6 protein-coding genes are annotated in these 13638 nt (G+C 68.8%); all 6 read left to right on the top strand.

What is annotated here, in order from left to right:
* Positions 1-12: 12 nt before the first annotated feature.
* The gene (locus ACTOWY_RS40580) at positions 13-576 is read left to right on the top strand and encodes a hypothetical protein (RefSeq protein ID WP_441314916.1); all 564 of its coding nucleotides are present in this window, start codon (positions 13-15) and stop codon (positions 574-576) included.
* A 16-nt stretch (positions 577-592) separates the two neighbouring features.
* Positions 593-1489 (top strand): hypothetical protein, encoded by an 897-nt coding sequence (locus ACTOWY_RS40575; RefSeq protein WP_441314915.1) that lies wholly within the window; start codon positions 593-595, stop codon positions 1487-1489.
* Positions 1490-1925: 436 nt separating this feature from the next.
* Positions 1926-2291 carry a hypothetical protein gene (locus ACTOWY_RS40570; protein WP_441314914.1) on the top strand — a complete coding sequence of 122 codons (366 nt, stop codon included), beginning with the start codon at positions 1926-1928 and terminating at the stop codon, positions 2289-2291.
* Between the two features lie 28 nt (positions 2292-2319).
* Positions 2320-5133 (top strand): helicase-associated domain-containing protein, encoded by a 2814-nt coding sequence (locus tag ACTOWY_RS40565; RefSeq protein WP_441314913.1) that lies wholly within the window; start codon positions 2320-2322, stop codon positions 5131-5133.
* An 843-nt stretch (positions 5134-5976) separates the two neighbouring features.
* The gene (gene rpoB, locus ACTOWY_RS40560; RefSeq protein WP_247755545.1) at positions 5977-9462 is read left to right on the top strand and encodes a DNA-directed RNA polymerase subunit beta; all 3486 of its coding nucleotides are present in this window, start codon (positions 5977-5979) and stop codon (positions 9460-9462) included.
* A 99-nt stretch (positions 9463-9561) separates the two neighbouring features.
* A complete protein-coding gene (locus tag ACTOWY_RS40555; protein WP_441314912.1) occupies positions 9562-13473 on the top strand; it encodes a DNA-directed RNA polymerase subunit beta' in 3912 nt (1303 codons plus the stop codon).
* Positions 13474-13638: the final 165 nt, after the last annotated feature.

Raw genomic sequence — 13638 nt, 5'->3', positions numbered from 1 at the left:
TTTTGGAGCGTCATGACCGATAGATCGACCACTGACTTCAGCACGGATCCACCGCGGGGTGCGGATCCGCGTCGCGTGCTCGTGCTGGGCGCCACCGTGCTCGTGGTGCTCGCGACCCTGTTCGCCGGCTGGTACGGGGTGTCGTGGGCGGTGGCCGGGTCGGATGACGGACTGGACTACGCCAGGGAGCGGGACGAGGTGGTGCTGGTCGGTCAGCAGCACGTGGTCAACCTGCTGCACCAGGACTACCGCAAGTACGACGAGATCTTCGAGCAGCTGAAGTCGGCCACCACGAGCCCGCTCAGCGAGGCGCTGGCCGCCGACAAGGAGGCCACCAAGAAGTACCTCAACGACCGCAAGCTGGTGACCACCGCCAAGGCCAGGGAGAGCGCGCTGACCGAGTTGGACCTGCGCGCGGGCAAGGCGAAGATGCTGGCCATCGTCGAACTGACCGGCAAGTCCGGCGAGGAGCAGCCGCAGGTGTCCACCGGCCGGGTGGCCGTGGAACTGACCAGAACCCCCGACGGCTGGCGGCTGTCCGCGCTGGACGCCGTTCGCCCCGCCCCGGCCGTCTGAGGAGGAGACACACCCCGTGCCCCCCATCCGTCGTCACCGCCCCGCGGGCGGCCCGGTCCGCCACCCGAAGGTCGCGGGCACCCGGACCCGCCCGGCCACCGACCGGTTCGAGGACCCCACCGCAGCCCCCGCGGATTTCGCGGACACCGGCACTCCCGAGGACACCGCCGCCGCTGAGGACACCGCCGCCGAGCTGTCCGCGCAGGGCGTCCTGGAACCCGAAGCCCCCGCCACCCCAAAACCGGCCCCGGCGAAGGCGGCAAAGCCCGCAACCAAGCCAAAACCGGCCCCAGCGCCGGAACCGCCCGAGGACGGACCACGTCCCCGGGCCGCCGCCCGCGCGAAGGCCGCGGCCAAGCCCCAACCCGCCCCCGAGCCGGAGCCAGTCCCGGAAATCGTTGTCCCCCAACGGTCTGCCGGCTGGTTGCTGCCCGCGGCGCTGGTCCTGGTCGCCGCTGTGCTGACCGTGCTGGGCTTCTGGTTCCGCGGTGAATCGCTCCAGGTCGAAAGCGGTGGCAGCAACCAGGCCCTGGTCGACAACGCCCGCACCAGCGAGGTGGTCGGCCAGGTGACCAGCGCGATCCAGACCGTGCTGTCCTACAACTTCGCCGAGCCGCAGAAGAACGAGGACGCCGCCAAGGCCGTGCTGATGGGCAAGGCCACCCAGGACTACGACACCATCCTGACCGGCCTGCGCAAGAGCGGCACTGAGCAGAAACTGGTGTACAGCACCATCGTCCGCTCCGCCGCGGTGCGGGTGCTGGAGGGCGATCGCGCCATGGTCCTGGTCTTCGCCGACCAGCACAGCGAACGCGCCAGCGACGGCTACCGCGGCGACACCGCGCTGCAGGTCGTGGTGAACCTCCAGCAGGTCGACGGCAAGTGGAAGATCACCGAGATCCAGCCCCGCTGACCCACCCCGCGCAAGTGCCCCCCATCGTGTGAGCCGCCACCCCTGTTTGCCACCCGGTCACAGGGCACAATCACGCGACCCCAAACCCCGCACCCACGGCACCGGTTTCCCCACCACCACCCGCCAAACCCACCCCCGCCACCACATTCCCGCAGGTCACGGCGCTCCCCGCCAGTTCATTCGTTCGTGTCACCCGCCGCAGTGGCTGTGCCAACCCGGCACAGCGCACGCTCGTGATGTCGAACCACCACCCCAGGGAGACCCCGTGCACCCGCCCCGCACCACCACACCCCACGCCCCCACAACCGCCAGACCCCCGCCGCGCTACGACAACTGGGTGAGTTCCTCCCAGTCGTGCCTGGTAGTGCCAGCTCGGATTTGTGAAGTCCCAATCGGTCACGAAACGCTAACGGTGGCTGTGGCATAGTCGTCGCCCATGCGTGACTCCGAGCCCGACGGGATCACCGAGCTGACCGAGGAGCAGTTGGCGTTCCTCGCCGACCTGCCCTCGGAGCGCAGGCACGAGTTGCTCGACTGGTGGCATGCCCGGCGAGCCGCGCTGGTGGCGCTTCGCGAGGACGGCAAACGCTTCGCCGATCGGCTGGACGAACTGGTCGGCGAAATGCAGGCGGAGCTTGGCGATCAGCCGAGCGAGGAGGCCAAGGAGTCCTTCACCGACCTGCTCACCGGACTGGCGTTGATCGCCGAGTCGGGCCGGGCCTTCGCCAGGGACGACGTCGACAGCGCCGTGGAACTCAGCTCGGTTGCCGGTGACTACATGCGCAGGGCAGGGGAGGAGTGATCACGATACGGCGGGAGTAGTCAGGCGGATGAAGCTCACGGAGTACCTGCGTGGCCTCGACCGGACAGCGCTGGTGCGGTTGTTCGAGCTACGGCCCGACATCCTGGTCGAACCCGCGCCCCGGCACTGGGACGGCCTGGCCAAGGCCCTGACCACCCGCACCTCTCTCGACCAAGCCCTGCAACACCTCGACCAGGACGCCCTGACCCTCACCCAGGCCCTCCAGGTCCTGGGCCCCGGCGCCACCCCCACCGCCCTGGCCACCACCCTCGACTCCCCACAACCACTGGTCAACGCCGCCCTGTCCCGCCTCACCGAACGCGCCCTGTCCTGGCCCATCCCGCCACACCTCACCGAGCAGACCCCCACCCCCAAGAACCACCCACCCACGAGCCCCGCCGCCGCGAACCTTCCGGCTGCCAATCGCACAGCGGCGAACCACCTCACCCTGAGCCTCCCCGCCGCGAACCACCCGCCCGCGAGCCATCCCATCGCGAGCCACCCGGCCGCGAGCCGCGCCGCCGTGAACCACCTGGCCGCGAACCCCGCCGCGGCGAACCTCCCGGCCGCCGATCGCGCCGCCGCGAACCCGGCCGCGAACCACACCACCGAGCCCCACACCACCGACCCCCACCTGGCCAACCCACCCCGCCTCGCCACCTGGTGGCCCACCCCACTCGGCCTGGGCGCCCCGGCGGCCGACCTCCTGGCCCAGTACTCCCTCCCCGAGATCCGCGCCCTGGCCGCCCGGCACAAACTCCCCGCCAAGGGCACCCGAGCCGTCCTGACCCAGCAGCTCGCCACCCTCCTCGGCGACCGCCCCCACCTGACCCGCCTGCTGAACTCCCTTCCGGCCGAGGCAACCGAGCTGCTGACCACGCTGCGCGACAGCTCCCGCCACCTGGACCTCGCCGACGAGGACCTCGCCCCCGCCACGGCCCCCCTGCTCGACCTCGGCATCCTGCTGCGCCGCGGCAAGTCCACCGCCGAGATCCCCCGCGAGGTCGGCCTGGCCCTGCTCTACCACCGCCGCCACCGCCTGACCGGCCCACCCCAGGTCGCCACCAGTCCCGCCACCCCGGAACTGGCCGAGAACCAGGCCGCGGTAGCCGCCGCCGAGGCGGTCCGCAGCGCCACCACCCTGCTCGAGAACGCGGAGGCGGACCCCATCCCCGCCCTGCTCTCCGGCGGTATCGGCACCAGGGAGCTGCGCCGTCTCGCCAGATCCCTCGCCTGCCCACCGGAACAGGCCGCGCTCTGGCTGGACCTGGCGCACGCCGCGGGTCTGCTGGGCCACCACCACGCTGGCCACCACGTCGACAGCTACGCCCCCACCGCCGCCTACGACACCTGGCGCACCCAACCCGCGGCCCAGCGCTGGACCACCCTCGCCCGCACCTGGCTGACCCTCCAGGAAGCCCCCACCCACCGCCTCACCCCCGACGGCCGCCCCATCCCACCCACGGTCCCCAACCCCGGCCCCGCCCAGGCCCAGCGCCAGGCCGTCCTGGCGACCTACGCCACCCTCCCGCCAACCCGGCGAGCCACCCCCGCCGCGGTCCTGCAGGCAGTCGCCTGGCACGCCCCCCTGCTGGTCGCCTCCGACCACAACGCGGCCCTCACCCAGGCCGCCATCACCGAAGCCCACCTCCTGGGCATCCTCGCCGAAGACCAGCTGACCCCACCCGGCGCGGCACTCCTGCACACCACCCAACTCCCCACCCGTCCCGCCAGCACCGACCCAGACCCCGCCGATGCCGCCGCCCCTGCCCCCACCGCCGCCGCCCCGGCCGCAGGGGCCGCCACCGGTACTCCCAGCCCGCCCCCACAGCCCGAGGCATCCACCCCGCCCCCAACCTCCACCCCGGAGCCAGCAGTCGCCCCGGACGCTCCAGCCGTCCCCCAGGATCCCGAGGCCGCGCTCCTCGCCGCGGTGACCGCCCTGCTCCCGGCCACCTCCGAGACCGCTCGCCTCCAGTCCGACCTCACCGCCGTCGTCACCGGCGACCCGGCCCAGCACCTGGTCCGCCTGCTCGACACCGTCGCCGATCTGGAGTCCAGCAGCGCCGCCCGGGTCTGGCGGTTCTCCCCGGCCAGTGTTCGCCGGGCCCTGGACACCGGGGCCACCGCCGAGGACCTGCTCGCCGCCCTGGCCGCGGTGGCTCCGGACGGTGTCCCGCAGCCGCTGGCCTACCTGGTCCACGACGTGTCCCGGCGGCACGGCTCGATCCGGGTGGTCGACGCCGGCTGCGTGCTGCACACCGCCGACGAGATCCAGGCACTGGAGATCCTGAACTCGCGGCCGCTGGCGCGGTTGGCGCTGCGGCAGGTGGCGCCCGCGGTGCTGGTCAGCCCCCGGCCGCGGCCGGAGACGCTCGCGTTGTTGCGGCGGGCCGGGTTCACCCCGGTCGGCGAGGACTTCACCGGCAACGAGGTGCCCGAGGACCAGACACCCCGGCGCGGCAGGGCCCAGCCCGCCCCGTGGCGGCCGGAGGACCACGTCACCACCCCGGCCGCGCTGGCCGCGGTGCTGGCCGACTCCACCTGCGCCGACGAGCCGCTCGACCCGGACACCCAGCTGCGCGTCCAGGCCCCTGACCTGCCCGCGGCGGACCGGGGCTGGCTGGCCGCCGCGGCCAGGGACGGTGGGGCGGTCGAGATCGTCTACCGGAGTCCGGCGGGCGCTCCGGCCCCGCGGGTGGTCAGCGATCTGGCCCTGGAGAGCGGGATCATGCTCGCCTGGTGCCACCGGCACGAGACCGAAGCGCACTTCCTGCTCGACCGCGTCACCCGCGCCCGCCCGATCGCCGGTCCCGTGCCCGCGGGCGGAAGACCACAGTGATCCGGCCGGGCAGAGTAATCCGGCCGGGCAGGGCGATCCGGCCGGGCACCGCCGCCCTGGCCACCCGGTCGCGGCCGATCGGCCCTATCCCGGACCGCGGGTCAGCGCCGATCGGCTCATGGCCGCCGGGGCCGGAAACCGGTATCCTTGATCAAGTTCGGCGATCCGGGTTTCCGCGGTGGGGACAGCGCAGTGCCAGCCGTGTGGGAGATCGCGGGGAGTCGCCGTTCGGCGACGTGGAGTGCTCGTTCTCCGCAAGGTCGCGGAGCCGGACCCGTTCTGCCGGGGTCTGGGTCACAGGTTGATCAAGGTCTGTGGAGTTGGCCGGACTGTGGTCACCCGGTCGTGGCTGCGACGAGCGGTCGCTGATGACGGCGAAGTGTCCTCGCCGGAAAGCCGGAACGCTCGGTGACCAGGGGAATTCATGCGGTGAGTGGTCGTTCTGGTCGGCAAGCGGACCAGTGTGACGTTCCTCAACCCCTCTCGGCAAGGCCGGAATCGGGTATAGAAAACCCGCTCTTCGGGTGCTAACCACAGGATGACCTGGTCAAACGGTTACGCCAGGTGAGTTGGGCTTGCGCCATGGGAGTGATCACCGCGCGGCATCTTGACTGTGAGCGCTGGCGGGTTCACTCTGTCCGTAAGCACGAGTTCGGGTGTCCGCTCTGGACCCCGCTCGACAGCCGCCGTCTGTGTGGCTAGACTGCCACTTTGCGCTGTCCATTTTCTGTTCACCCTGCCCAGGGTCCCGAGATGATGGCCGCGCCGCACCCTTGACAACTGCCACGGCGCTCGCGCGTCGGGGCAGCTTCCAGCCAGCAACAGTCCCTGGAAGGACGCATCTTGGCAGTCTCCCGCGCGACCAAGGCCACTGCTGCGACCAACTCCACGTCGGGGATCCCTGGGGCGCCGAAGCGGGTTTCGTTCGCGAAGATTCGTGAACCCCTCACGGTGCCCGATCTGCTTGACCTGCAGATTCAGTCCTTCGAATGGCTCGTCGGCGCCGACGAGTGGTTCCAGCGCCGTATTGATGCCGGCGATGAGGATCCGATTGGCGGCCTCGCTGAGGTCCTCAACGAGATCTCGCCGATCGAGGACTTCTCGGGATCCATGTCCCTCTCCTTCTCCGATCCGCGCTTCGACGAGGTCAAGGCCTCGGTCGAGGAGTGCAAGGACAAGGACATGACGTACGCGGCCCCACTGTTCGTCACCGCGGAGTTCACCAACCACAACACCGGCGAGATCAAGAGCCAGACGGTGTTCATGGGTGACTTCCCCGTGATGACCGACAAGGGCACGTACATCATCAACGGCACCGAGCGAGTCGTGGTGTCGCAGTTGGTGCGGTCCCCGGGTGTCTACTTCGACACTAACGTCGACAAGACCACCGACAAGGACGTGTTCAGCGTCCGGATCATCCCGAGCCGGGGCGCCTGGCTGGAGTTCGACGTCGACAAGCGCGACACCGTCGGCGTCCGCATCGACCGCAAGCGCCGCCAGCCCGTCACCGTCCTGCTGAAGGCATTCGGCTGGACCGCGGAGCAGATCCGCGAGCGGTTCGGCTTCAGCGAGACCCTCATGGCCACGCTGGAGAAGGACCACACCGCCGGCCAGGACGAGGCGCTGCTCGACATCTACCGCAAGCTGCGCCCTGGCGAACCGCCCACCAAGGAGAGCGCGCAGACCCTCCTGGAGAACCTGTTCTTCAAGGAGAAGCGCTACGACCTGGCCAAGGTCGGCCGGTACAAGGTGAACAAGAAGCTGGGCCTCGACCAGCCGTTCACCACCGGCGTGCTCACCGAGGACGACATCGTCTGCGCGATCGAGTACCTGGTGCGCCTGCACGCGGGTGAGACCGCCATGACCGCCCCCGGCGGTGTGGAGGTCCCGGTCGAGGTCGACGACATCGACCACTTCGGCAACCGGCGCCTGCGCACGGTGGGTGAGCTGATCCAGAACCAGATCCGGGTCGGCCTCTCCCGCATGGAGCGCGTGGTCCGCGAGCGGATGACCACTCAGGACGTCGAGGCGATCACGCCGCAGACCCTGATCAACATCCGCCCGGTGGTCGCGGCGATCAAGGAGTTCTTCGGAACCTCCCAGCTCTCGCAGTTCATGGACCAGACCAACCCGCTGGCCGGCCTGACGCACAAGCGGCGTCTGTCCGCGCTCGGCCCCGGTGGTCTCTCCCGTGAGCGGGCCGGTCTTGAGGTCCGTGACGTGCACCCCTCGCACTACGGCCGCATGTGCCCGATCGAGACGCCGGAAGGCCCGAACATCGGCCTGATCGGCTCGCTGTCCTCCTTCGGCCGGGTCAACCCGTTCGGGTTCATCGAGACCCCGTACCGCAAGGTCATCGAGGGTCGGGTCACCGACAACATCGACTACCTGACCGCGGACGAGGAAGACCGGTACGTGAAGGCCCAGGCCAACACGCCGATCGACACCGACGGGAACTTCCTCGAGGACAAGGTCATGGTCCGCCGTAAGGGCGGCGAACTGGACCTGATCCCGCCGAACGACGTCGACTACATGGACATCTCGCCTCGGCAGATGGTGTCCGTGGCGACCGCGATGGTGCCCTTCCTCGAGCACGACGACGCCAACCGCGCGCTCATGGGCGCGAACATGCAGCGTCAGGCCGTGCCGCTGCTCCGCTCCGAGTCGCCGCTGGTCGGCACCGGGATGGAGCTGCGGGCCGCGGTGGACGCCGGCGACGTGGTCGTGGTCAGCAAGGCCGGTGTGATCGAGGAGCTGTGCTCCGACTACATCACCGTGATGGCCGATGACGGCACCCGCCAGACCTACCGGCTGCACAAGTTCCGCCGCTCCAACCAGGGCACCTGCATCAACCAGAAGCCGATCGTCAACGAGGGCGACCGGGTCGAGGTCGGACAGGTCATCGCGGACGGTCCGTGCACCCAGAACGGCGAGATGGCGCTGGGCAAGAACTTGCTCGTCGCGATCATGCCGTGGGAGGGGCACAACTACGAGGACGCGATCATCCTGTCCCAGCGCCTGGTGCAGGACGACGTGCTCACCTCGATCCACATCGAAGAGCACGAGATCGACGCCCGCGACACCAAGCTGGGCGCCGAGGAGATCACCCGGGACATCCCGAACGTCTCCGAGGAGGTCCTGGCCGACCTGGACGAGCGCGGCATCATCCGCATCGGCGCCGAGGTCCGCGACGGCGACATCCTGGTCGGCAAGGTCACGCCCAAGGGCGAGACCGAGCTGACCCCCGAGGAGCGCCTGCTCCGTGCGATCTTCGGTGAGAAGGCGCGCGAGGTGCGCGACACCTCGCTGAAGGTGCCGCACGGTGAGACCGGCAAGGTCATCGGCATCCGGGTCTTCTCCCGCGAGGACGACGACGAGCTGCCCCCGGGCGTCAACGAGCTGGTCCGCGTCTACGTGGCGCAGAAGCGCAAGATCCAGGACGGCGACAAGCTCGCAGGCCGGCACGGCAACAAGGGCGTCATCGGCAAGATCCTGCCGGTGGAGGACATGCCGTTCCTTGAGGACGGCACCCCCGTCGACATCGTGCTGAACACCCACGGTGTGCCTCGTCGAATGAACATCGGCCAGATCTTGGAGACCCACCTCGGGTGGATCGCCAAACAGGGCTGGAGCATCGACGGCAACCCGGACTGGGCACGCAAGCTGCCCGAGGAGCTGTTCCACGCCGAGCCCGGCACGAACACCGCCACCCCGGTGTTCGACGGCGCCCGCGAGGAGGAGATCACCGGTCTGCTCTCCTCGACCCAGCCCAACCGCGATGGCGAGCGGATGGTCAAGGGCGACGGCAAGGCTCAGCTCTTCGACGGCCGCAGCGGTGAGCCGTACCCGTACCCGACCTCGGTCGGCTACATGTACATCCTCAAGCTGCTGCACCTGGTCGATGACAAGATCCACGCCCGGTCCACCGGCCCGTACTCGATGATCACCCAGCAGCCGCTGGGCGGTAAGGCGCAGTTCGGTGGCCAGCGATTCGGCGAGATGGAGTGCTGGGCCATGCAGGCCTATGGCGCTGCCTACACGCTGCAGGAGCTGCTGACCATCAAGTCGGACGACGTGATCGGCCGGGTGAAGGTCTACGAGGCCATCGTCAAGGGCGAGAACATCCCCGAACCGGGTATCCCGGAGTCGTTCAAGGTGCTGCTCAAGGAGCTGCAGTCGCTGTGCCTCAACGTCGAGGTGCTCTCCAGCGACGGCGCCGCCATTGAGATGCGCGACGGCGACGATGAGGACCTGGAGCGCGCCGCCGCGAACCTGGGCATCAACTTGTCCAGGTCCGAGTCGCCTTCGGTCGACGACATCGTCAACTGACCTCGCCGTCGGCGTGGGACGGGTTGAGCATCAGCCCAGCCCGTCCTGCCCCGGCCCGACTCAGCCTCTGAACCCGAACTATCAAGGGGAAGAACCGACGTGCTAGACGTCAACTTCTTCGACGAGCTCCGCATCGGACTGGCTACCGCGGACGACATCCGGCAGTGGTCCTTCGGCGAGGTCAAGAAGCCTGAAACCATCAACTACCGCACCCTGAAGCCCGAGAAGGACGGACTCTTCTGCGAGAAGATCTTCGGTCCCACCCGGGACTGGGAGTGCTACTGCGGTAAGTACAAGCGTGTCCGCTTCAAGGGCATCATCTGCGAGCGCTGTGGCGTCGAGGTCACCCGCGCCAAGGTGCGTCGTGAGCGGATGGGCCACATCGAGCTGGCCGCGGCCGTCACGCACATCTGGTACTTCAAGGGCGTTCCGAGCCGGTTGGGCTATCTGCTCGACCTGGCTCCCAAGGACCTCGAGAAGATCATCTACTTCGCCGCCTACGTGATCACGTCGGTGAACAAGGAGATGCGGCACAACGATCAGGCGACCCTGGAGAACGAGATCCAGGTCGAGCGCAAGCGCATGGAGGACAAGCGCGACTCCGATCTGGAGACCCGCGCGCAGAAGCTGGAGACCGACCTCGCCGAGCTTGAGGCCGAGGGCGCCAAGAGCGATGTCCGCCGCAAGGTCAAGGAGGGTGGCGAACGTGAGATGCGCCAGCTCCGGGACCGGGCCGGGCGCGAGATCGACCGCCTCGACGAGATCTGGGACACCTTCGTCAAGCTGGACGTCCAGCAGCTGATCGCGGACGAGATGCTCTACCGCGAGCTGATCGACCGCTACGGCGAGTACTTCACCGGCGGCATGGGCGCGGAGGCCATCCAGCAGCTGCTGGGCACCTTCGACGTCGACGCCGAGTCCGACAAGCTGCGCGAGATCATTCGCAGCGGCAAGGGCCAGAAGAAGCTGCGCGCGCTCAAGCGGCTCAAGGTCGTGGCGGCCTTCCAGGCCACCCGCAACAACCCGCAGGGCATGGTCCTGGACTGCGTGCCGGTCATCCCGCCGGACCTGCGCCCGATGGTGCAGCTCGACGGTGGCCGCTTCGCGACCTCGGACCTGAACGACCTGTACCGCCGCGTGATCAACCGCAACAACCGCCTCAAGCGACTGATCGACCTCGGCGCGCCCGAGATCATCGTCAACAACGAGAAGCGGATGCTGCAGGAGGCCGTCGACGCGCTGTTCGACAACGGCCGCCGTGGTCGGCCGGTGACCGGGCCGGGCAACCGCCCGCTCAAGTCGCTGTCCGACCTGCTCAAGGGCAAGCAGGGCCGGTTCCGGCAGAACCTGCTCGGCAAGCGGGTGGACTACTCCGGCCGTTCGGTCATCGTGGTCGGCCCGCAGCTGAAGCTGCACCAGTGCGGTCTGCCCAAGCAGATGGCGCTGGAGCTGTTCAAGCCCTTCGTGATGAAGCGGCTGGTCGACCTCAACCACGCGCAGAACATCAAGTCCGCCAAGCGGATGGTCGAGCGCCAGCGCCCGCAGGTGTGGGATGTCCTCGAAGAGGTCATCACCGAGCACCCCGTGCTGCTGAACCGCGCGCCCACCCTGCACCGCCTCGGCATCCAGGCCTTCGAGCCCCAGCTGGTCGAGGGCAAGGCGATCCAGCTGCACCCGCTGGTGTGTGAGGCGTTCAACGCGGACTTCGACGGCGACCAGATGGCAGTCCACCTGCCGCTGTCCGCCGAGGCGCAGGCCGAGGCCCGCATCCTGATGCTGTCCAGCAACAACATCCTCTCGCCCGCCTCCGGGCGGCCGCTGGCGATGCCGCGTCTGGACATGGTCACCGGGCTGTTCCACCTCACCAAGCTGCGTGAGGGCGCCAAGGGCGAGGGCGGCGTGTACTCGTCCCCGGCCGAGGCGATCATGGCCTACGACCTGGGCGCGCTGCACCTGCAGGCCAAGATCCGGATCCGGCTGACCGACCGCCTGCCCACCCGTGGCAGCGAGCCGGAGGGCTGGGAGCCAGGTCAGATCTGGCTGGCCGAGACCACTCTGGGCCGGGTGCTGTTCAACGACCTGCTGCCCGCGGACTACGCCTTCATCAACCGGCAGCTGCCGAAGAAGAGCCAGGCCGAGATCATCAACGACCTCGCCGAGCGGTACCCGATGGTCACCGTCGCCCAGACGCTGGACAAGCTGAAGGACGCCGGTTTCTACTGGGCCACCCGTTCCGGTGTGACCGTGGCGATCTCCGACGTGGTCGTGCCCGACAACAAGCAGGACCTGTTGGACGGGTACGAGGCCAAGGCCGACCAGGTCGAGAAGCGGTACCAGCGCGGTCTGCTCTCCAAGACCGAGCGCAACAACGAGCTGGTGCAGATCTGGACCCAGGCGACGAACGAGATCGCCCAGGTCATGGAGGACAACTTCCCCGACGACAACCCGATCTCGGTGATCGTGAAGTCGGGTGCGGCCGGCAACATGACCCAGGTCCGCCAGCTGGCGGGCATGAAGGGTCTGGTCAGCAACACCAAGGGCGAGTACATCCCGCGGCCGATCAAGGCGAACTTCCGCGAGGGCTTCTCCGTGCTGGAGTACTTCATCTCCACGCACGGCGCCCGCAAGGGTCTGGCCGACACCGCGCTGCGCACCGCCGACTCGGGTTACCTGACCCGTCGTCTGGTGGACGTCTCGCAGGACGTCATCGTGCGTGAGATCGACTGTGGCACCGAGCGGGGCATCATCATGCCGCTCACCGAGCCCACGGCCGACGGCGGTTACGTCAAGCACCGCCACGTGCAGACCAGCGTGTACGCCCGCAATGCCTCGGAGGACATCTTCGACAGCGAGGGCAACCTGCTGATCGGCAAGGGTGCCGACCTCGGCGACCCGGCGATCGAGACCCTGGTCCGCTCCGGGGTGCCCAAGGCCAAGGTCCGCTCCGTGCTGACCTGCGAGTCCGCGGTCGGTGTCTGCGCGACCTGCTACGGCCGCTCGATGGCCACCGGCCAGCTGGTGGACGTCGGCGAGGCCGTCGGCATCGTGGCCGCGCAGTCCATCGGTGAGCCCGGCACCCAGCTGACGATGCGTACCTTCCACACCGGTGGTGTGGCTGGCGATGACATCACCGCTGGTCTGCCGCGTGTTCAGGAACTCTTCGAGGCCCGCGTGCCCAAGGGCAAGGCGCCTATCGCCGACGCCGACGGCCGCGTGCAGATCGAAGAGGGCGACCGGTTCCGCAAGATCACCATCGTGCCGGACGACGGTGGCGAGGAGATCGTCTACGACAAGCTGTCCAAGCGGCAGTGGCTCGCGACGATCAGCGTGGACGACTCCGAGCGGGCGCTGCAGGACGGCGACCACGTCAGCGTCGGCCAGCAGCTGCTGGAAGGTGCGGTCGACCCGCACGAGGTGCTGCGCGTCATGGGTCCCCGTGAGGCTCAGCTCCACCTGGTCCGCGAGGTGCAGAACGTGTACCGCACGCAGAGCGTGTCGATCCACGACAAGCACATCGAGACCATCGTGCGCCAGATGCTCCGCCGCGTGATCATCATCGACTCCGGTGCCACCGAGTTCCTCCCGGGCGCACCCGTCGAGCGCAGCGACTTCGAGACCCAGAACCGCCAGATGGTGGCCGAGGGCAACGAGCCGGCCTCGGGCCGTCCGGTGCTCATGGGCATCACGAAGGCGTCGCTGGCCACCGAGTCGTGGCTGTCCGCGGCCTCCTTCCAGGAGACCACGCGTGTCCTCACCGACGCCGCCATCAACGGCAAGAGCGACAAGCTGATCGGCCTGAAGGAGAACGTGATCATCGGTAAGTTGATCCCGGCTGGCACGGGCATCAACAAGTACCGCAACATCCAGGTGCAGCCGACCGAGGAGGCACGGGCCGCGGCGTACGCGATCCCGTCCTACGACGACGGCTACTACACCCCGGACGTCTTCGGCGCCGGCACGGGTGCGGCGGTGCCGCTCGACGACTACGACTTCGGCCGCGACTACCGCTGACGAAGCCAGTACCACGCGGAAAGGCCCCGCCACCGGAATGGCGGGTTCACGTGGTCGTTGCAACACCTCGATCTGAGGGGTTGCAACGACCATGTCGTTTTCGGAGGACCTTCACCAGCACCGTGACACGCTGCTGAGGATGATCGACGCTGGCGTGCCAGTGGC

This window comes from Crossiella sp. CA198 (assembly GCF_052078295.1).
Lineage (GTDB): Bacteria > Actinomycetota > Actinomycetes > Mycobacteriales > Pseudonocardiaceae > Crossiella.
Note: the sequence above shows the minus strand (reverse complement) of the source record. Positions and strands in the feature narration are given on the sequence as shown.